Raw genomic sequence first — 20,508 nt, forward strand, 5'->3', positions numbered from 1 at the left:
CGTCATTGCGAGGAACGAAGCAATCCCTACGTAGATAATAAGTGCGTTGGGTCATGCTGAAGCACTCGAAGCATAAGCGTAAAGGCCTTTGCCCGCACACTTCGAGTGCCTCAGTGTGACACCTCTCTGTAAAGCTTAGAGATTGCTTCGTTCCTCCCAATGACGCTTTGATTAATATTTAATACTTTTATATAAAGTAAAAACAAATGAAAGTATTCGTTCCTCCATTTGTTGGTTTTGCAATCTTCGGCGTAATTGTGCTATTGCAATCCATCTTTTACCCAACACATATGAGTGATATGGGCAAGGGGAACCTCCATGCTTTCATGGCCTGTTTTTACTACTGCTGGCCTTTGTACTTTATAACCGCGCTCCTAACGCAGGGCCTTATCGCCATCCCCGTTTGGCGCTATGTGGAGGACCGCTCCATGCTGGCAAAGGACATGACAGTTATCATTATCTGTTCCATTTGTTTCTTGCTTGCAGCAAATATAGCTTACATTATATGGGACGAACATACAGGCCGTTTGCACCTGATATGGCTGACCGCAATGATGCTGATGATCCAGCTTATTTATTGGATCATCAATTCTTTTGTAATGTTGATGCTGGAGGGGAAAGTAAAAGTGAAGGTAAAAATGCCTGTCAAAAGAAAAGCTAAAAATACACAAGCACCTGAATAATGAATTATTACGAACTACTTTTTACCGTTATTACCACCGAGGATTTTCAACAGGATCTGCTGATAAATACCCTTGGTGATATCGGCTTTGATACTTTTGAAGAACTGGAATTTGGCTTTAAAGCCTATATTCCCGTAGATGATTTTGACCAGGACAAGCTGAATGACGCGCTGACTATCTACCAGGATATGTTCACTTTTTCTTATGAAATTACCCTCATCCCGCAAAAAAACTGGAACGAAGTATGGGAAAGTAATTTTGAGCCCATTGCTATAAAAGACAAGATATTTGTACGCGCCACTTTTCATGCCCCCAAGCCTGAGTTCGAGTATGAAATTGTGATCGACCCAAAAATGGCTTTTGGTACAGGGCATCATCAAACTACATCAATGATGCTGGAGCTGATGCTGGAGAATGATTTTGCAGGCAAAAAGGTACTGGATATGGGCTGTGGAACCGGCATACTGGCAATTATGGCATCCAAATTAGGCGTTGCCGAAGTTATGGCAATTGATTATGACCCTGTATGTTATGACAGCACTATCGAAAATGCGCAGCTTAATCACATCGACAATATAAAAGTGCTTTGCGGCTCTAAGGAAACCATTCCTAATGACCTGTACGATACTATATTGGCTAATATTAACCGCAATATACTGCTCGACCAGATGCAGCGTTACAGTGAGGTATTAAAACCCGATGGCGAAATTTATTTAAGCGGATTTTATGAATCGCCCGACCTGGATATCATCATGGATGAGGCACGTAAATACGGCATAAAATACATTATTCATAAAAAAAACAGTGACTGGGTTGCTGCGAAATTTATTAAATAAATAAAAAAAAGGGCCTCAACGCTTCTAATTGCGATTTATTTTAATAATCAAAATATTTTTTATAAAATTATTCACTTTATTAAAAAAATATTATAACTTTATTAACTATTGCGAAACCATATTCACACTGAATTAAAATTAAAAATGAAAACACTGGGGAAAAAAATCAGGTTATTGCGCCACCAAAAAGGTTGGAGTCAGGAAGATGTTGCCAAGAGATTGGATATATCTATCCCTGCTTTCTCAAAAATTGAGACAGGTATAACAGATATCAATTTGTCGCGCTTGGAACAAATTGCCACGTTGTTTGATATGGGTGTAGTACAATTGCTTACTTTTAATGAAGCAGAGCACGATCAAAAATTTATTTCGGAGCTCGAAAATGTTCATAAACGCTTAAGCGACCGGGAAACCGAGGTAATTGAACTACAAAAAAAGGTGATTGAACTGTTTGAAGAACTAAGGCACCGCAGGGAAACTGCTTAAAACAATTATTGATCTATTGAATTAATGATTCATTCCCCTTTAATCAATAATTCAACCTTCAATAATTCAGTCCTTAAACACGCAGCGCATAGTTAAATGCCTTTTGCCAAATACCGACCCCATTGCGGCATGTAAAGCTATCATTTTATCATTAAAATCGCCCACCCACGATAGTTCAAGCTCTTCGTACTGAACCAGTGGCAATACATATTCGCCAAGCGTAATAAAAAGCGCAGATTCCAGACCATGATTCTGGAATTTTTGTTTAGTACCCATTACAATTGCCCGCATACGTGTAACACCTTTCCATCTGTAATATAAAAACTTAAGCTTGCCTATTAAATCAAGCTTACCATTCAGCGGTTTCAGCATCGGGTTAGCATCCGGCAATATAATATTGAACGAGGCAGGCTCGCCGTTTACATAAGCAAACCATATCAGCTTTTCATCCATCAGGGGCTTCATTTTCTTAAAACTCTCCAGTATGGTTTCGTAAGTAATCGGCACAAAATTCTCAAAGCCTTGCCAGGCATCGTTATATATTTCTATAAAATCGGCAGCAAATTTTTCTATCTCCTTGGCTTTAAGATGCTTAAACTCATAACCCGGCTTTTTAGCAACCCAGCTGGCTATCTTCCTGAATCGCTCCGGAAAAGGCTTCAGTATATTTAAATGATTAGTGATCTGCGCGTATAATGTTTTAAAACCGTAGTTCTCAAAAAAAGCCTGGTAATAAGCATGATTGTAGTTCATGCCATATGATGGCGATGTAAAGCCTTCAACCAGCAATCCCCAAAATGAATCATTCTCGCCAAAATTTATAGGGCCATCCATCGCCTGCATACCATTATCTTGCAACCACTTTTTAGCAGTATCGAACAATAAAAAGGCAGCCTTTTCATCGTTTATACACTCAAAAAAGCCCATACCGCCGGTTGGCTGCTCATAATTATAGGCTTTTTGCTCGTTAATAAATGCCGCCACACGGCCAATTATTTGCCCATTATCATCAGCAAGCAGCCACCTGGTTATCTTGCCGTGCTTATGAAAGCTATTTTTAGCCGGATCAAAGATCGCTTCCACATCATTATCGAGCGGACAAACCCAATTCTCATCATTCTTATAAATTACGCGGGCTACATCTAAAAATGCTTTCCGGGTGGCCTTATCGTTAACTTCGGTTATAACCATTATATATTTTGTACACCTCTGAATATAAAAAAAGCATTCAGAGGCATATCTGAATGCTTTACAATATTATTTAATTAAATAAGATCAATAATCGTCTTCGTCTTCGTAGTCAAAGCTTTCGTATCCCCCCAGTTCATCTAAAGGCACATCAAAATCCTCATCTTCATCGTCATCAACGATCTTCTTTTTTGGTTTCGGATCTAACTCTTCATCAGCCGATTTTTTTGCGCCTGTAGCTTTGGAAATCGGCTGCTTCTTTGCAGGTTTTTTTGGCGTTCCCATTGGACGAATTTTTATTTTTAAAACAAACTCAATGTATATCTAAATGTAATAAAATAGTGGCTCATCTTTATGGTAACACTAAATTATTTGATAGTAAAATTAATCAAAATCATTTTTATTAAAAATATGATTGAAAAAATTATTCTTCAGCCTCACCAATCGAATTTCCTGTACTTGTAAGTTCTTTTATATGAGGCAATTCTTTTATATCGTTAACACCAAAATAATCCATAAAAAGCGGACTGGTGCCATAAAGTATGGGCTTCCCAATCGCTTCCGACTTGCCAACAATGGCAATTAATTCCTTTTCCAGCAATTTTTGTATCGAGTAGTCGCAGTTTACGCCGCGTATTTGCTCCACATCTGTTTTTGTTGCCGGTTGTTTATAGGCAATAATTGCCAGTGTTTCCAACGCTGCCTGGCTCAGTTTTTTCTTTGATCGTTGTGATTGCAGCAAGGCCACAACCTGGTGATAAGCCTTTTTTGTTAAAAACTGGTAGCCGTTATTTACTTTAACCAGTTCAATCGCCATCCTGTCATCCTGGTATTTTTGCTGTATATTATTAATGCACCTGTTTATCTCTTCAACCGCTATGTCCTTTTCAATAGCCGCCTGTAAACAATAGGCTATTTCCTCAAGCCGTAAACTCTGCTCCGATGAGAAGATCAGCGCCTCTATATAAAGTTCTGTATTATCCATATTTCAAGCGCCAAAATAAGTACTCTATGAGGTTGTAACAAGTAAAACCCATAATTAAAACTGCATCTATTTTATAAGCGTACTTACAATATAAACATTTATTATAAACAAAACATTCATTTATGAAAACAGAAACAGAACTTTTAAACGGCAATGTAAATCTGGCCCGCAGGTCGTTTTTACGTTATGCGGGTGTGGGAGTTGCAGGCGTAGGACTAATGGCTACAGCAAGCTCTTGCCACAAGGATCACACAGTTACTCCTACAGCAGGCGCTATTGATGTAGGCTCAGGCGATCCGGGCATTTTAAATTATGCTTATGCTTTAGAACAATTGGAAGCAGCATTCTATATACAGGTGGTTGCCCATCCTTACTCAGGCATGCCATCAGTAGAATTGAGTTACTTAACTGAGATCCGTGACCACGAAGTTGCTCACCGCGAATTTTTTAAAGCTGCATTAGGTGCGAGCGCTATACAGGCACTAACCCCAGATTTTAGCACGATAGATTTTACCAGCAGGGCAGCTGTTTTAGGTGCCGCAAAAACTTTTGAAGACTTAGGCGTAACTGCTTATGATGGTGTTGGATACCTGGTACAAAACCCGGCCTATTTATTACTTGCAGGCAAAATTGTTTCGGTTGAAGCACGTCACGCATCGTTAATAGCCAACCTGCTTGATGTAAGTTTTGTAGGCTCAGACCAGGTTGATGCTACTACCGGCTTAAACGCCACCAACAAACCAAGCGTTGTATTGGCCGCGGCTAATACTTATTTAAAAACCAAAGTATCAGCAAAAAGCTTCAGTTAATCACTCCTTAAACAATTAAGATCATGAATTTATTTGGTATAATAGAAGAAATAGAAAAAGTTGATCCTGAGTTTAATGACAGGATTAGCCCGCGCCGCAACGCGATAAAAAACATGTCGAGCTTTGGTACAAAAGTAGCGCTTGCAGCCATCCCATTTGCACTTGGCGATCTGTTCAAAAAAGCATATGGCGCTGCAGCATCATCAGATGTTATAGCGGTATTAAACTTTGCTTTAACACTGGAACTTTTAGAAGCAACCTTTTACAATACCGGCCTTGCAAAAGCAGGTTTGGTTGCCGATACGGCCTACATCACCTATATTAAAAATGACGAGAACAACCACGTAACATTTTTAACCGATGCAATTACCGCAGCAGGTGGCACACCTGTTAGCGCTAATGATTTGGCTTATGTTGATTTTACCGGCGGCGGTGGCAAAAATAATGGTCCTTTCTCCGATGTTTTCACCAATTATCAAACCTTTTTAGCAGTTGCCGAAACTTTTGAGGATACTGGTGTACGCGCATACAAAGGCCAGGCAGGTAATTTATTGGGTAACCAAACTTATTTAACAGCGGCATTAGCAATTCACGCGGTTGAGGCACGCCACGCATCAGCTGTGCGTTATTTACGCGCAAGTAAATACGGCGTTTCCATCAATCCATGGATAACAAGTACAGCCAGTGCAAGTAATGATACCGGTATACCACAGGTAAATGCCAATTATGGCGGCGCCACACCCGAAAATAATACCGCACAAGGTGGCGTAAATATTCTTTCACTGACAAGTGTTGAGGGTAGCACCACATCAGTAGCAGTAGCCTCAGCAGCATTTGATGAGGCATTAACACAAGCTGAAGTACTTGCTATTTTAGTACCTGCGTTTGTGAACACAAAATAATTAATAGCCGTTCCAATCAAAAGCCCCGTATAAATTAATATACGGGGCTTTTTTATAGGAGAATATTTTTTAATAATTGATCACTTGTTCTTCTATTTGTACAGGCACTTCACGCCAATCATATTTCTGATTACGCAGCTGTGGTTCAAAACCTGCCTCGATAATGGATTCCTGTATACCCCTTGCCGTAAACCTGTGTGGTGCACCGGCTGCGGATACTACATTTTCCTCGATCATGATAGAACCAAAGTCATTTGCCCCTGCATGTAAACATATTTGCGCAACCTGTTTACCCACGGTAAGCCATGAGGCCTGTATATTCTTGATATTCGGTAGCATGATACGGCTCAATGCTATCATCCGGATATACTCATCGCCGGTTACATTATTGGTGATACCGCGTACTTTACGCAACAAGGTGCCATCATCCTGGAAAGGCCACGGGATAAACGCCACAAACCCAAACGAACCTTCCGGCTTTTCTGATTGTACCTCGCGGATCCAAACCAAATGCTCAAAACGCTCTTCTATAGTTTCTACATGGCCAAACATCATGGTGGCCGAGCTTGGTAAATTCAACTGGTGAGCGGCACGCATAACATCCAGCCACTCCTTACCACCGCATTTTCCTTTAGAGATCAGTCGGCGTACACGGTCGTTCAGGATCTCGGCGCCCGCACCGGGTAATGAATCAAGGCCCGCTTCCTTCAATGCCCTTAACACATCAATATGGCTCATGTTCTCCAACTTGGCAACGTGCGCAATCTCCGGCGGACCTAAAGAGTGCAGTTTCAGTGTTGGATATAATTCTTTCAGTTGTTTAAACAGATCAGCATAAAATTGTAAACCCAGATCAGGGTGATGACCGCCCTGTAACAAAAGCTGGTCGCCCCCATAACGAAAAGTTTCCTCTATCTTCTGTTTGTAGGTTTCAATATTGGTGATATAGCTATCCTCATGCCCCGGCCTGCGGAAGAAATTACAGAACTTGCAATTGGCAATGCATACGTTAGTGGTATTCACATTGCGGTCTATCTGCCAGGTAACCTTACCATGCGGAACCTGCTTTTTACGCAGTTCGTTGGCAATATACATCAGATCAGGAGTTGAGGCATTATTATACAGGTAAACCCCTTCTTCCTGGCTCAAAAATTCAAAATTTAAAGCGCGCTGCAACAGATCGGCTGTATTCATATAACAAATATACGGAGTTGTAACATGGAATTTAAATTTGATGGAATAAATGACAATTTTAAGAGTGGGATTCACTACCCTCTTTCCTCCGCAGGCGAAGAGAGGGTGGTCAAGCGAAGCGATGACCGGGTGAGTCGGCGAAGCACGTTTTACCCCCACACGGCCTCCCCCTAAACTTAGGGGGAGGTGTCGACGAAGGAGACGGAGGGGGTAAAACGGAGCGCGCCGAAGCCCCGCGTTAGTGATGGTAAGGGTTTAGCCCGACGAAGGAGGGCCGAAGCGAAGCGTAGCCCTGAACAGCACGGCCGCAGGCAACGCCCAAATGATCAGAACCCGAATTTGAAGAATTAAGGAATTTATGAAATTCTGTTAATTCGAAAAATTCATAAAAATTCCAGTTCAGACAATTGGCTGAAATATAAGGCAGCATAAACGCGCTCCGCCAACTCACCCCGACTACGCTACACTGGTCGGCCCTCTCTCCACTGTGTGCAGAGAGGGCTAAAACCAATCAGACACCAGAAAATCACAAAATTAACTCACAGGAAAAACATCTATTTTACTAGTAAACAAACGATTGTGCAAGACTTTAAAGAAAACCATCTACTCGTATTCTTAACTTGGAAGTAATTGACCAAATTATTAAATTATTTACTTAACAATTATGAAAGCTATGAAACACGAAAATTTCATTCCAACCCCAAGAAAAATTGCATTTCTGTTATCAGCGTTATTTATTGTTACAGTCGCCATAACGGGCTGTAAAAAGGACGGTGCCAAACCGGCTTCCTCAACTGCAGTCAATACCGCCGCGGCTAATCAAACAAAAATGGTATCCACGCCTTTTGGTATGGTGCCTGAATCTAAAGTGCACTTGATAGAACAAGGCACAGAAGTAGCCCAAATTGACGGGCACGTAAAAAAGATAAATTCTGAAACAGGAGCTGTAATTGAAGATTACGGTGCTGTTACTACTGCTACCAACGGCACTCAAAATATTTCAGGATCACACTTAGCCTCAATTCATGCACTTGCTGCACAAACGGGAGGAGTTGGCAACGGTTATTATGTTTATGGCAACCTTCCATCAGGAAAAGATATAAAGTCTTTCTCTACCAGTTGGGTTGTTCCCAGCGCTCCGAGTCGCGATAGTACACTATTTTTGTGGAACGGCGCAGATAACGTAGATGGAAGTTCGTTTATGCAGCCCGTACTGGGTTGGGAAGATGGCCATGGCGCTACCTGGTTTATTCAGAACTGGGGCTTTGCAAACGGAAATTACTTTCATTCCAATGCGATTGATGTAGCTTCCGGCACAACCGTAACCGGGGTAATTACACAAAAATCTGCTACAGGCGGAAATTATACATACACTATAGCTTTTTCGGGGCACTCATCCATCACCTATACACAATCCTTCCCCGAACCGGCAAACCAGACAATTGAATGCTGGGAAGCTTATTCCAATACCTACTTAGCATTCCCGCCTGATCAAAAAGTGGCAATGCAATCGATGAACCTTCAGTATGTTGGCTCAGGTACAACAAATCAACCAATAACCTGGGTTCAAACCAGTGACGGTGCAATTTATACACCATCCGGAAACAACACAGTGTTTGTTAACAACGGAACTACAAATTCACAAGTGGATTTCTATTTCCAATAATCAATTGCTCTTTCTAAATAAACAGGTCAATTAAACGCATTTATAAATAAGCTTCCAGGAAATTGGAAGCTTATTTGTTTAATAACGGCAACGCGAAATTGCATCGCTGCCGCAAGCGTCTAAGCTCCGCGTTAGGGATAGTAGCGGATACCGGCCTTGTGACTAATGCCTTGTGCAGTATGAGCGGATAACCCGGCCGCAGGCAACGCCCAAATACAACACTAAATAAGCACCTTACTAAAATCTTCTCTATACAGCCTAATAAACTCGCTGAACGAATTGGCGACTAACTTATATCATCCCCTCGCTGCCGCAAGCGTCCCGTTTGTGGCCCTTATGCAAGTCTAATCATATACAACCCTAATCAAGAAGTAATAAAATCCTGGTTCTGACAAAGTTCCACCAACACCCCATTAACCCCTTTCGGGTGCACAAAGCAAACCAACTTATTATCAGCACCCATCTTCGGCTCCTCATTCAGCAACACAAAACCTTCACTTTTTAGCCGTTCCATCTCGGCTCGGATGTCTAAAACTTCAAAAGCTATATGATGTACCCCCTCCCCTTTTTTAGCTATAAATTTGGCAATAGGGCTATCTTCTGAGGTTGCTTCCAGCAGTTCAATTTTATTGGGACCGCATTGTAAAAATGCTGTTATTACGTTTTCTGATTTTACTTCCTCGGTTTTATAAACAGGCGTATTCAGCAGCTTTTCGTAAACTTTTCCAGCGTTTTCAATGCTATTTACGGCTATTCCTATATGCTCTATTCTTTCCATATCCAAATATTGCAAATTAATGACGGCCTACAATTTTTAACCCTTGTTTTGAATCATTTTAAATAAAAACTTTGTATATCTTTGTATGTTTAATTAAAAGCTATGAATATCCCGGTATATTTAGATAATAACGCTACTACGCCAATGGACCCACGGGTACTGGAAGCCATGTTGCCGTATTTTGTTGAAAAATTTGGTAATGCGGCAAGCCGTAACCACCCCTTTGGCTGGGTAGCCGAAGAAGCCGTTGACTACGCCCGCGAACAGGTGGCAAAATTGATAGGTGCAAGCGAAAAAGAGATCATCTTTACTTCAGGCGCTACAGAATCAGACAACCTTGCTATTAAAGGTGTGTTCGAGATGTATAAAGAAAAAGGTAACCACATCATCACTACAGTTACTGAGCATAAAGCTGTGCTTGATGCCTGTAAACACGTTGAAAAACTGGGTGGTAAAGTAACCTATCTTGGTGTTAAGGAAGATGGTTTAATTGACCTTGCTGAACTTGAAGCAGCCATGACCCCTGATACTATCCTGGTTTCGATCATGTATGGTAACAACGAGATTGGTGTTATACAACCTATAAGAGAAATTGCTGCTATTGCCCACAAGCATGGCGCTTTAATGATGACAGATGCTGTCCAGGCCGTTGGTAAGATCCCGGTTGATGTTAATGCTGATGGCATCGACTTACTGGCATTATCTGCACATAAAATATACGGTCCTAAAGGTGTTGGCGCATTATACGTTCGCCGTAAAGGACCACGTGTTAAAGTTACCGCCCAAATGGACGGTGGCGGCCACGAGCGCGGTATGCGTTCAGGTACATTAAACGTACCGGGCATCGTTGGCTTAGGTAAAGCCTGCGAACTTTGTATGCAGGAAATGGAAAGCGAAGCAAAACGTTTATCAGCTTTACGCGATAAACTGCAAGCTAAGTTAACAGTGCTGGAAGAAAGCTATGTAAATGGCAACCAGGAACACCGCTTACCGCATGTAGCTAATATCTCCTTTAAATATGTTGAAGGCGAAGGCTTAATGATGGCGATGAAAGACCTGGCTGTATCATCAGGTTCGGCTTGTACATCAGCTTCGCTGGAGCCATCATATGTATTGAAGAGCTTAGGCCTGTCGGATGATCTGGCACACTCTTCTATCCGTTTCGGCTTAGGCCGTTTCACTACCGAAGAAGAAGTAGATTACGCTGTTGAAGTAACTAAAAAATCGGTTACCCACCTGCGCGAACTATCACCACTTTGGGAAATGTTTAAGGAAGGTATCGACCTTGACTCAATTGAGTGGGCGGAACATTAATAAATGTGCAAATATGCAGATGCGCTAATGTGCAGATGTTTTAATATATAATATTTAAAGAGTTTGAAAATTTGACTTCCGACTCAAAACTTAAGACTAAATACTAAATAAAATGGCTTATTCAGATAAAGTAATTGATCACTACACTAACCCCCGCAATGTTGGCACCTTAGATAAGGCCAGCCACAAAGTAGGTACAGGTTTAGTTGGTGCCCCTGAGTGCGGCGACGTTATGCGCCTGCAGATTCAGGTTGATGATAACAACGTTATAACCGATGCTAAATTCAAAACATTTGGTTGCGGTTCAGCTATCGCATCATCATCATTAGCTACCGAATGGCTTAAAGGTAAAAGCATTGACGATGCCATGAAGATTGACAACATGGACATTGTTGAAGAACTTGCCCTGCCACCAGTAAAAATTCACTGCTCGGTATTAGCAGAAGATGCTATTAAAGCAGCAATTAATGACTACCGCGTTAAAAACGGCATGGAGCCGATAGCAAGCGAAAAAGTACATCATTAATTAGTAGTAAGTATTTAGTATCAGGTATCAAGATTTTTATGCCCGGTACTAAATAAACCAAGCAGAAGATTTCTGTCTTGATACTTGATACTAGTGACTAAATACTAAACAAATGGTAACTGTAACAAATAAAGCAAAAGATAAAATAGACCACCTCATGCAGGATTCGGGGCTTGATGCGTCGTATTTTCTGCGTGTATCTGTTCAGGGTGGTGGTTGCTCCGGTTTATCATACAATCTTGATTTTGATAACGAAATAAAAAAAGGCGACCAGTTTTTTGAAGATCAGGGTGTACGTTTGGCATTGGATATGAAATCATTCCTGTACCTTGCCGGTACCGAGCTTGATTTCTCCGACGGACTAAACGGTAAAGGTTTCAACTTCCACAACCCCAACGCAACCCGCACCTGCGGCTGCGGAGAGAGTTTCTCAGTTTAAAATTTACTGAAAATGATATATAAAAGAGGCATCCGAAAGATGCCTCTTTTGTTTTGATAACAAATTGTCATTGCTGTAAGGAACGACGCGGCAACCTCGTCGCGTTCAATAGCCATGCGACGGGGGTACCGCGCTATCGCTCAGCTATGACAATCAAATAAGAGCAAAAAGACCACTAAAACATCCCGTTCCCATGCGCCATAACCGCAGGTACCTCCTGCTCCACGCTCCAATGTTCTGCTATTTTACCGGTCTCAACCCTGAATATGTGGTACAAGGCAAATATCTTCCCGGATTTCACACCCTCACATTGCGCAAAAACAAGATCACCTTCAGCAATTAACCTGTGCATTTTTATACTATCAGGCCAATTCAATAAAGTACTGGCAGTATTATGCTCAATGTAATCAGCACTTAAATACACGTCAGCTTTTGAAAGATCATTATTATAATATTGTTGCACTATCATTTTACTTTCCCTGGCATCAACGCTTTCATTAATTGTGATAGTACCATTGGTCATGTTTACATCGTCATCACCTATTCCCTGCCCTGCATCCCAATGCTCTGCCAGCATACCATCCTGCAGCCTGAACAGATCAATAATAGCCGCCCTTTTACCCATAAACCTGATATCCAGGTGAACAGCCACAAAATCACTTTGGGCAATAATTCTGATAATGGGTGATGGTGCAACCTCAGTCGGGCGAGGCAAGGTCTTCATAAAATGCAACATCTCACATAATCCTGCCATACCATCCTTAACCGTAGGGCTATGCTGTATATAATCCTCCCTTATATACTTGTCAACAAGTGACAGGTCAAGGTCGCGGATTATTTTCCTGTAACATATTAATACTATTTCTTTATTGGATATACTTTCCATGAGTTTATAATTTACGATGGGATAACTGCATAATCGCACGTTAACACCATACAAATGCATTTAAATTTTTAAGTAAATAAAAAAGGCAAAAAAATTACCACCTGCTTATTCCGCAGTGTAATACCTGTGCTCAGGCCGGATTTTTGGTGATCCGTTTATAATATGTTCTGAAAGTAATTATGCGATAAATATATGCATTTAAACCCTCAATATAAATCGGTGCAATCAAACCAAAATCGAAGCAATCCCTCAAATAAAATCTGTGTAATCATTTAATAAAAATAAATTAGCTTTGTTAGCTAGTTAATTACCGATTATTCCGAAATGAATATAACACCTGATATAAATACAGTTCCGAAGTTTATACGCAATACCGTTGCCACCATACATCACGAAACTCATCCTTTTCTTCAACATAAAGTAGGCAACGAGTGGGTAGTGATCAGCTATAAACAAGCCCTAGATAAAATCGATGCCATATCAGCCTGGTTTCTGGAAATTGGCGTAAAAAAAGGCGACCGTCTGGCCCTAATCATTGAGAACGGTCCTGATTATGTTTATTATGACCAGGCGCTACAACAGATAGGCGCAGTAAATACTTCCATCTACCCTACCCTTAGCGAAACCGAGATCGAGTATATTTTAAATGATTCCGGCGCTAAAACATTAATAGTTGGCAACCCTTTCCTGCTGCGTAAAGTAGCAAAAATAGCCAATAACTGCCCCGAACTTATTCGTATCATCCCCGCCTTTGATGATTTTGAAAAGAACCTGGGCAAAAACGCATTAAATGCCGGAGTTATCGGTTTTAAAGAGCTGATAGCAGAAGGTCATACATTGGTTCACCAATACCGCTTAGCTATTAACATTGCCCGCGAAGCTATCTTACCGTCCGATCTTTCCTGTTTAATATATACTTCAGGTACTACAGGCACACCTAAAGGCGTGATGCTTACCCATTATAACCTTTGCGAAAACGTGCGTGTTTGTCTACTGCAGATCCCGGTAATTGAATCCAGCGATTTATTCCTGTCGTTCCTGCCGCTATCGCACGTATTTGAGCGCACTGCTACCTACCACGTTTGTTTAGCTGCCGGATGCCAGATAGCATTTGCGCAAAGCCTCGATCTTTTGGCAAAAAACATGGGAGAAGTTCGTCCAACAGTAATGAATTGCGTACCGCGTTTGTTAGAGCGCATCCACGATAAAGCCATAAAAGGCGGCACAGAAGCCGGTGGCATGAAAGCCAAAATATTCCTGTGGGCATTAAAAATTGGCAGAGAATATCGTATAGCCAGTGAAGCCGGTAAAAAATCCGGACCAATATTAAGCTATCAATACAAAATAGCCGATAAGCTGGTATTCAGCAAAATAAAGGAAAAAACCGGCGGACGATTAAAGTTCATGATCTCGGGCGGTGGCGCGTTGCCCAAAAATATCGGTGAGTTTTTTGGCGACCTCGGTATTAAAGTATTAGAAGGCTTTGGACTTACCGAAACTTCACCTGTTATGTCAGTAACTGAAAACGACAGGCAGGTTTATGGTACCGTAGGCCGTATTATCCCTGGTATTGAAGTGGGCATACAGAATGTGGAAACCCGCCAGATCTATACCGTGCAAACCTATGATACGTTTAGCAAGAACTACCAGTCGGAAGAAGGTGAGATCATTGTACGCGGGCATTGCGTAATGAAGGGCTACTGGAACAAACCCGAAGAAACTGCCGCGGCTATCGACCCGGAAGGCTGGTTCCATACCGGTGATATCGGCCGTTTTTTTAAGGGCAACCTGCAAATAACCGACCGCCTTAAAAATATGCTGGTGAACGCTTACGGTAAAAACATATACCCAACCCCGGTTGAGAATACCTACCTGAAAAGTCCGCGCATTGAGGGCGTATTTTTGATTGGCGATAAGCGCGAATATGTTACCGCCATTATCATCCCGGCACGTGAAGCACTACAGGAAACTTTTGGTTTAACCGATGATTTCTTCGCACAAAAAGACCTGTTCATCAACGAAAAAGAAATTACCGACTGGATAGGTCAGGATGTTCGCCGCCTGTCAAACGAATTGGCCAAGTTTGAGCGCATCAAAGGCTTCAAGGTAAAGCGCAATCCGTTCAGCATGGATGAGGGCGAAATAACCCCCACCATGAAAGCCAAACGCAAAGTGATAGAAAAGAAATACGCCGGCGATATTGATGAGATGTACCTGCAGGAAGCAGATGCGGATTAAGGTTGGAACCATGATTTTTAGGATTAAAGGATTTACATGATGTGATTAGCACCTTGTAAATCCTTTAACACCCACAAGCTTCAATCTGAAGCTTAAAGATCAGGTGAGTTTGCAATTCGCACTAGTGATATAATTTAATTAATCTCAATCCTTTCAATTAAAAACTTCATTGGCACTTTTACAGCTTGATAAACTGGTATACTTTTATTCTTTGCTATAATCATAATTTCCTCTTTATGTTCTTTTGGAATTTGTATTCCTAGTATAATCTCAGCAAAAAAATCATCTCCTACTTCAATTATTCTATCTGACAAATTTGGATAATTAGGATAAAATAATCGTGTAAGCCGATATTCTTCTTCATAATGCCAATCTTTAGATTTGTAGTGAGTTTCAATAAATGATTTTTCAAGATTATTTTGCTCATTTAAAGGACTAATTTCTGGATAATCATCATTGTCATTGTAAATAACAGGACCGCCTTTTCCAACGAATTTAGAATTGCGTAATTTTTCTTCCCATAAGCCAATACAAAACCCTTTATGAAAGTCACCATAATGTGACCACATCAGTATATTATCCCACTTTTTACTTAAGGACAATACACCATATCGTTCATCTTGCTCCTTGAAATGTCGATATTCATTCTCTTGTTGAATTTCACTAATTTCATTACTTAACCGATCTTCAATAAATTTTATATGATCTTCTAAATTTACCCCCAGCTCTGTTAATCTATCAAATTGACGAATGGTATATTCAGTAGCATATTGTGATATTTTGTCAGGTGTATTCAGCAATAGATAATTGATTGGTATTCTACAATCAAATGGATCATTAAAATCTTTAGGTGAAGCCAAAAAAAGTTGATTTTTCAGAAGAATATTTCGATGATTTTCATCATTCCAACTTCTATATTTATATACTAATCTTGGATATTTTTCAGACTCACTCATTTATAACACATTGTATTATAAAGATAGTCCAAAAATTACCGTTTTTTGAATCATTAGGCTTTGTAATTACTGAAGCTTAATGACCATCCTATAAATCAAAAAAATCCGATAAATTCTGATTCAGACTACCACGGACTCACCCCCGTCTCCGGATTATTATCATCACTAAAAAATCCTCCCGTAGGGCCATCAGCACCAATTGTAGCGTATTTAACTACACGCGCTGCAGCATCTTCAATAGTCCCGGGGCCGCTGTGATGGTTAAAATCAGTTTTAGTATAGCCGGGGTCAACCGCATTTACTTTAAAAGCGGTATCCTTTAATTCATAGGCCAAAACAATAGTATAAGCATTCAATGCCGATTTTGACGGGCCATAAGCCACGGTTTTAACGGCGTAGTATTTCCAGTTTGGGTCGCTGTGCAGGGTAAGCGATCCCAGTCCTGAAGTTACGTTAACTATTCTTGGTTCGTCAGATTTTTGCAGCAGATCCAGAAAAGCCCGGGTCACATCTATCACACCAAAAAAGTTAGTGGCAAATACCTCGCGAACGGTATCTGTTTCTGTAGCCAATGCAGTCTGATTCATGCCGCCGAGAATGCCCGCGTTATTGATCAATACATCCAATGATGTTAATTTCGTACCCAACACTTCACGTGCCTTTGCAATGGATTCAGGGTTGCTTACATCAATTTGCAGCGGTTCAACATTGGTAAGTCCTTCTGCTTTTAACGTAGCGACCGCTTCATTTCCTTTTTCAAGGTCACGGCTGCCTAAATAAACGTAATATCCTTTGGCTAATAATTGCCTGGTGGCTTCAAAGCCAATGCTTTTATTGGCGCCTGTTATCAATACTGTTTTCATAATTATCTGTTATTTGCTTTTGTTGATTTATTAATCATGTCCTGTGCATCGCGTATGCTCCAATGCTCGGTATACTGCCCGTTTTTAACAGTGATGATATCTATAATATTTATGGCTACCTGCTCATTACTTGGCGCTACACCCATAAAGTTGCCAATATGCGTGCCGTAAATGGTTTTGCGCGTTACCACCTTATCGTTCTCAATAACCTGGTCGTGTATTTTAACGCTGATGCCGGTTAAGGCTTTGTGCATCATATTAATGGTAAAGTCTATTATTCCCTGCGGACCATTTGGCGTGCCCGGCGGCGCGGTATAATTAATAAAATCGGGAGCAATGAGTTCATTAATGGCATCAATGCTGCCATTTTCAAGCACTTCACGGTTAAAGCGAAGTACCGTAGCTTTATTTAATTCTTCCTGTGCTGTCATTACTTTTATGTGTATGGTTTAAACACAGCACAAAAGTAAGTGCCTGCAAAAATTGCAGATAGTACTTAAACAGGCATTAATGGTACAAATGCCGGGTGCTCTTCCGGTAATCGGCGGGTGTTTGCTCGGCCAGGCGTTTAAAAAAACGGTTAAAGTATGATGCATCCTCAAAACCCAGCTCAAATGCTATTTCTTTTATGGAGTGATCGGTATGGAAAAGTAGACGTTTAGCCTCCCATTCTAAACGCTCATGGATGTGCTCCATAGCCGTTTTTCCGCTTTGTTTTTTTACCACTTCGCTTAAATGCCCGGCGGTAATGTTCAGCATATCGGCATAGGCGGCAACATCATGTATCTCTTTATAATCATCTTCAATCCGGGCCAGGTATCTTTTCAGCAGTAGCTTTTCTGGTGCTTGCTCTCCATCTGTAAATTGCTCGGTATATAATCTGCTCAAATAAATAAGCAGCACATGCATATAAGCTACCAGCATACTGTTTTGCCAGTTTTGTTTGGCATTATATTCCGTGTGGATCTTATCAACCAAGTCCTCTATAAAAACAACATCATCACTGTTCAAATTAAGTTCATGTCCGTTATGGCGATTTTGTATGATGGGCAATTGTTTTAAAAAACCATTCTCTTCCATTGCCAAAAATTCCTCAGTAAAATTAATGGCGGAACCCGTGAAGGGCTTAGCCTCCTCTTTTAAATGTATCTGGTGGGGCACACTAAAATAAAAAGTATCAGGCCTTAAGGTATACAGGGTCATATCAATCCAGTGCCGACTGTTCCCCTGCTTTACAAATACATAAAAGTAATAATCCTTGCGGTGCGGCACCAGCATATCGGCTTTATGATACCTTACACTGTGCGAGCTTTTCACGATCTTGAACATTTTATTACCTATGGCGACATCCTCTTCAAAGGCATATTTGGGGATAACCGTTTCGGCATTGAGTGTATTCATATTCACAAAGCTAAAGATTTTTAAATGATGCATATGTATGAGCACTGGCTTCAGTCTGCGACTGAAGCCTACTGATAAAGAGAGTTTACAACTCTCCCACCCTCATATCCAAAAAAACGCTATTTTTGCAACTTTAATAAAAATATGAGTATTGCACTATCCGAACAGGAAATTATACGCCGCGAATCATTACAACAGCTTCGCAATCTAGGCATCGACCCATACCCTGCCGCAGCCTATGATGTTAACGCATGGGCACAGGGCATTGCCGCCAACTTTGAGGCTAACCCCGATGCTTATCAGAACGTAACCATCGCGGGCCGCATCATGACGCGCCGTATTATGGGCAGCGCATCATTTGCTGAGCTGCAGGATTCAACAGGTCGCATCCAGATCTATTTGAAACGCGATGATATTTGCCCTGGTGAGGATAAAACCTTATACAATACTGTATTTAAAAAACTGCTGGATATCGGCGATTACGTTGGCGTTAAAGGCTTTGTTTTCCTGACCCAAACCGGCGAAATCTCTGTACACGTACAGGAAATGACCGTACTATCCAAATCATTAAAACCACTTCCGGTAGTAAAGCGCGATGAGGAAGGTAACATCCACGATGGCTTTACCGACCCTGAACAACGCTATCGCCAGCGCTATGTGGATCTGACCGTTAACCCGGATTTTAAACAGATCTTCATCAACCGCTCAAAAGTAATCAGCAGCATGCGCGACTACTTTAACAGCGAAGGCTGGATGGAAGTGGAAACCCCTATTTTACAGCCTGTACATGGCGGAGCTGCTGCAAGGCCATTCGCTACGCACCATAATACATTGGATATGCCGCTGTTTTTGCGCATAGCCAATGAGCTTTATTTAAAACGACTGATAGTTGCCGGATTCGACGGGGTATATGAGTTCGGTAAAATGTTCCGTAACGAGGGCATGGACCGCACCCATAACCCTGAATTTACCTCGGTAGAGATATATGTAGCCTACAAGGATTATATATGGATGATGGAAATGGTGGAGAAATGCCTGGAGCATGTAACACGTGCTATCCACGGCATCCCGGTTGTACAATACGGGGCTAACGAGATAAACTTCGCGGGACCTTACAGGAAATTATCCATGTACGATTCTATCCTTGAATATACAGGTATTGATGTATCGGCAATGGATGAGGCCGGCTTACGCGAAACCTGTGCAAGCTTAGGTATTGAAACCAACGAAAGTATGGGTAAAGGCAAGCTAATTGACGAGATTTTCGGCGCTAAAGTGGAGGCTAACCTGATACAGCCAACCTATATCACCGATTACCCTATCGAGATGACACCGCTTGCCAAAAAACACCGCAGCAAAGATGGTTTGGTCGAACGTTTCGAGCTGTTTGTGAATGGCAAGGAGATCGCCAATGCGTATTCAGAATTAAATGACCCGATAGATCAGCGTGAGCGTTTTGAGGACCAGTTATTACTGGCAGGGCGTGGTGATGATGAGGCAATGGCGATGGACGACGACTTTTTGCGCGCCCTGGAATATGGCATGCCGCCAACATCAGGCTTAGGTATTGGTATTGACCGTTTGGTGATGATGATGACCAACCAGAGCACTATACAGGAAGTACTGTTCTTCCCGCAGATGCGCCCTGAGAAAAAATCAAAAATTGCTACGCTTGATGATTTTGTAAATATAGGCGTATCGCCGGAATGGGTGCCCGTATTAAATAAAATGGGCTTTAACACCGTTGAAGAACTAAAAGCAGCTAACCCCAACAAAGTATTTAATGACCTTGGCGGGATGCGCAAGAAATTGAAACTAAATATTGATATGCCAACTAAGGACGCTGTAATGGCGTGGTTTGAGTAATCAGTCATTGGTCACTGGTCATCAGTCATTTTTTTAATTGTCATGTTGAGCGGTAGCGAAACATCTGTCCGGCGGTAAAACGCGGATAAGATACTTAGCTACCGCTCAGGATTAAAATTTTGTTTTAATCATAAGTTGCGTTAGGGATCACAGCGGATACCGGCCAATCGAGGGCCCCAGTGCAGGCCGTGACTAAGGCCTGTGCAGTATGAGCGAAGAGCCCGACCGAAGGGAACGCCATTAATCTTCCGAACACCTATGGTGACAACATCAACAAAGAGCGAGAGTTAGTCATTGGTCACTGATCATTAATCATTTTTACTCTTCGCGCGTAATTGCGCGGTACAAAGCAATCTTTACGTAGGCAGGTCAACAAGCTCATCAAATTCGCTCTGTATAGTATAGAGATTGCTTCGTCCCTCGCAATGACGCGTGGAGATAGATTACAACCGAACATATCAACCAACTAATCACTAATCTCCAACCACTAAT

21 protein-coding genes are annotated in these 20,508 nt (G+C 41.5%); 11 read left to right on the forward strand and 10 right to left on the reverse strand.

Features of this window, described 5'->3' with window-relative positions; translation table 11 throughout:
* Nucleotides 1-206: 206 nt before the first annotated feature.
* From BLU33_RS16130 to BLU33_RS16140, 3 genes are all read left to right on the forward strand, one after another.
* Nucleotides 207-683 carry a hypothetical protein gene (locus BLU33_RS16130; RefSeq protein ID WP_091375194.1) on the forward strand — a complete coding sequence of 159 codons (477 nt, stop codon included), beginning with the start codon at nucleotides 207-209 and terminating at the stop codon, nucleotides 681-683.
* On the forward strand, nucleotides 683-1,519 hold the full coding sequence (prmA, locus tag BLU33_RS16135) for a 50S ribosomal protein L11 methyltransferase (RefSeq protein WP_091375197.1): 837 nt from the start codon (nucleotides 683-685) through the stop codon (nucleotides 1,517-1,519). The genes BLU33_RS16130 and prmA overlap by 1 nt, the downstream gene beginning before the upstream one ends.
* 144 nt (nucleotides 1,520-1,663) lie before the next feature.
* Nucleotides 1,664-2,005 carry a helix-turn-helix domain-containing protein gene (locus BLU33_RS16140; protein ID WP_091375201.1) on the forward strand — a complete coding sequence of 114 codons (342 nt, stop codon included), beginning with the start codon at nucleotides 1,664-1,666 and terminating at the stop codon, nucleotides 2,003-2,005.
* Nucleotides 2,006-2,071: 66 nt separating this feature from the next.
* Here the strand turns inward: BLU33_RS16140 and BLU33_RS16145 are convergent, their stop codons facing one another.
* The 3 genes from BLU33_RS16145 to scpB all read right to left on the reverse strand — a co-directional run bounded on the left by BLU33_RS16145 (nucleotide 2,072) and on the right by scpB (nucleotide 4,178).
* On the reverse strand, nucleotides 2,072-3,196 hold the full coding sequence (locus tag BLU33_RS16145) for an N-acetyltransferase (RefSeq protein WP_091375204.1): 1,125 nt from the start codon (nucleotides 3,194-3,196) through the stop codon (nucleotides 2,072-2,074).
* An 84-nt stretch (nucleotides 3,197-3,280) separates the two neighbouring features.
* A complete protein-coding gene (locus BLU33_RS16150) occupies nucleotides 3,281-3,478 on the reverse strand; it encodes a hypothetical protein (RefSeq protein ID WP_091375208.1) in 198 nt (65 codons plus the stop codon).
* Nucleotides 3,479-3,617: 139 nt separating this feature from the next.
* Entirely contained in the window at nucleotides 3,618-4,178 is a 561-nt protein-coding gene (gene scpB / locus BLU33_RS16155; protein ID WP_091375213.1) for an SMC-Scp complex subunit ScpB, read from the reverse strand.
* A gap of 122 nt (nucleotides 4,179-4,300) precedes the next feature.
* On the opposite strand from scpB, the gene BLU33_RS16160 reads away from it, so the two are divergent.
* Both BLU33_RS16160 and BLU33_RS16165 read left to right on the forward strand, forming a co-directional pair.
* Entirely contained in the window at nucleotides 4,301-4,987 is a 687-nt protein-coding gene (locus tag BLU33_RS16160) for a ferritin-like domain-containing protein (RefSeq protein ID WP_091375216.1), read from the forward strand.
* A gap of 23 nt (nucleotides 4,988-5,010) precedes the next feature.
* Nucleotides 5,011-5,889: a ferritin-like domain-containing protein gene (locus tag BLU33_RS16165; protein WP_091375219.1), complete on the forward strand. Its 879-nt coding sequence runs from the start codon at nucleotides 5,011-5,013 to the stop codon at nucleotides 5,887-5,889.
* A gap of 69 nt (nucleotides 5,890-5,958) precedes the next feature.
* Here BLU33_RS16165 and mqnC read toward each other — a convergent pair whose 3' ends face one another.
* Nucleotides 5,959-7,083 (reverse strand): cyclic dehypoxanthinyl futalosine synthase, encoded by a 1,125-nt coding sequence (gene mqnC, locus BLU33_RS16170; RefSeq protein WP_091375222.1) that lies wholly within the window; start codon nucleotides 7,081-7,083, stop codon nucleotides 5,959-5,961.
* A 673-nt stretch (nucleotides 7,084-7,756) separates the two neighbouring features.
* Between mqnC and BLU33_RS16175 the strand changes: the two genes are divergently transcribed.
* On the forward strand, nucleotides 7,757-8,749 hold the full coding sequence (locus BLU33_RS16175) for a hypothetical protein (RefSeq protein ID WP_157682179.1): 993 nt from the start codon (nucleotides 7,757-7,759) through the stop codon (nucleotides 8,747-8,749).
* Nucleotides 8,750-9,113: 364 nt separating this feature from the next.
* Here the strand turns inward: BLU33_RS16175 and mce are convergent, their stop codons facing one another.
* Complete coding sequence (gene mce, locus BLU33_RS16180; RefSeq protein ID WP_091375229.1) at nucleotides 9,114-9,527, reverse strand: methylmalonyl-CoA epimerase; 414 nt, start codon at nucleotides 9,525-9,527, stop codon at nucleotides 9,114-9,116.
* A gap of 102 nt (nucleotides 9,528-9,629) precedes the next feature.
* Here mce and BLU33_RS16185 point away from each other — a divergent pair, with 102 nt between their 5' ends.
* The 3 genes from BLU33_RS16185 to BLU33_RS16195 all read left to right on the forward strand — a co-directional run bounded on the left by BLU33_RS16185 (nucleotide 9,630) and on the right by BLU33_RS16195 (nucleotide 11,806).
* Nucleotides 9,630-10,841: an IscS subfamily cysteine desulfurase gene (locus BLU33_RS16185; protein ID WP_091375232.1), complete on the forward strand. Its 1,212-nt coding sequence runs from the start codon at nucleotides 9,630-9,632 to the stop codon at nucleotides 10,839-10,841.
* Between the two features lie 112 nt (nucleotides 10,842-10,953).
* A complete protein-coding gene (gene iscU, locus BLU33_RS16190) occupies nucleotides 10,954-11,367 on the forward strand; it encodes a Fe-S cluster assembly scaffold IscU (protein WP_091375236.1) in 414 nt (137 codons plus the stop codon).
* Between the two features lie 112 nt (nucleotides 11,368-11,479).
* Nucleotides 11,480-11,806 (forward strand): HesB/IscA family protein, encoded by a 327-nt coding sequence (locus tag BLU33_RS16195; RefSeq protein WP_091375239.1) that lies wholly within the window; start codon nucleotides 11,480-11,482, stop codon nucleotides 11,804-11,806.
* Between the two features lie 175 nt (nucleotides 11,807-11,981).
* Here BLU33_RS16195 and BLU33_RS16200 read toward each other — a convergent pair whose 3' ends face one another.
* On the reverse strand, nucleotides 11,982-12,692 hold the full coding sequence (locus BLU33_RS16200) for a nuclear transport factor 2 family protein (protein WP_157682181.1): 711 nt from the start codon (nucleotides 12,690-12,692) through the stop codon (nucleotides 11,982-11,984).
* 324 nt (nucleotides 12,693-13,016) lie between these two features.
* Between BLU33_RS16200 and BLU33_RS16205 the strand changes: the two genes are divergently transcribed.
* Nucleotides 13,017-14,930: an AMP-dependent synthetase/ligase gene (locus BLU33_RS16205; protein ID WP_091375246.1), complete on the forward strand. Its 1,914-nt coding sequence runs from the start codon at nucleotides 13,017-13,019 to the stop codon at nucleotides 14,928-14,930.
* Nucleotides 14,931-15,064: 134 nt separating this feature from the next.
* Here BLU33_RS16205 and BLU33_RS16210 read toward each other — a convergent pair whose 3' ends face one another.
* The 4 genes from BLU33_RS16210 to BLU33_RS16225 all read right to left on the reverse strand — a co-directional run bounded on the left by BLU33_RS16210 (nucleotide 15,065) and on the right by BLU33_RS16225 (nucleotide 18,150).
* Nucleotides 15,065-15,886: a DUF2971 domain-containing protein gene (locus tag BLU33_RS16210; protein WP_091375249.1), complete on the reverse strand. Its 822-nt coding sequence runs from the start codon at nucleotides 15,884-15,886 to the stop codon at nucleotides 15,065-15,067.
* A 125-nt stretch (nucleotides 15,887-16,011) separates the two neighbouring features.
* On the reverse strand, nucleotides 16,012-16,749 hold the full coding sequence (locus tag BLU33_RS16215) for an SDR family oxidoreductase (protein WP_091375252.1): 738 nt from the start codon (nucleotides 16,747-16,749) through the stop codon (nucleotides 16,012-16,014).
* Between the two features lie 2 nt (nucleotides 16,750-16,751).
* Nucleotides 16,752-17,180 carry an ester cyclase gene (locus tag BLU33_RS16220; protein WP_091375255.1) on the reverse strand — a complete coding sequence of 143 codons (429 nt, stop codon included), beginning with the start codon at nucleotides 17,178-17,180 and terminating at the stop codon, nucleotides 16,752-16,754.
* A 76-nt stretch (nucleotides 17,181-17,256) separates the two neighbouring features.
* Entirely contained in the window at nucleotides 17,257-18,150 is an 894-nt protein-coding gene (locus BLU33_RS16225) for a helix-turn-helix domain-containing protein (RefSeq protein ID WP_091375256.1), read from the reverse strand.
* A gap of 144 nt (nucleotides 18,151-18,294) precedes the next feature.
* On the opposite strand from BLU33_RS16225, the gene lysS reads away from it, so the two are divergent.
* On the forward strand, nucleotides 18,295-20,016 hold the full coding sequence (gene lysS, locus BLU33_RS16230) for a lysine--tRNA ligase (RefSeq protein ID WP_091375259.1): 1,722 nt from the start codon (nucleotides 18,295-18,297) through the stop codon (nucleotides 20,014-20,016).
* The last annotated feature ends 492 nt before the right edge of the window (nucleotides 20,017-20,508 follow it).

Source organism: Mucilaginibacter mallensis, from assembly GCF_900105165.1.
GTDB lineage: Bacteria > Bacteroidota > Bacteroidia > Sphingobacteriales > Sphingobacteriaceae > Mucilaginibacter > Mucilaginibacter mallensis.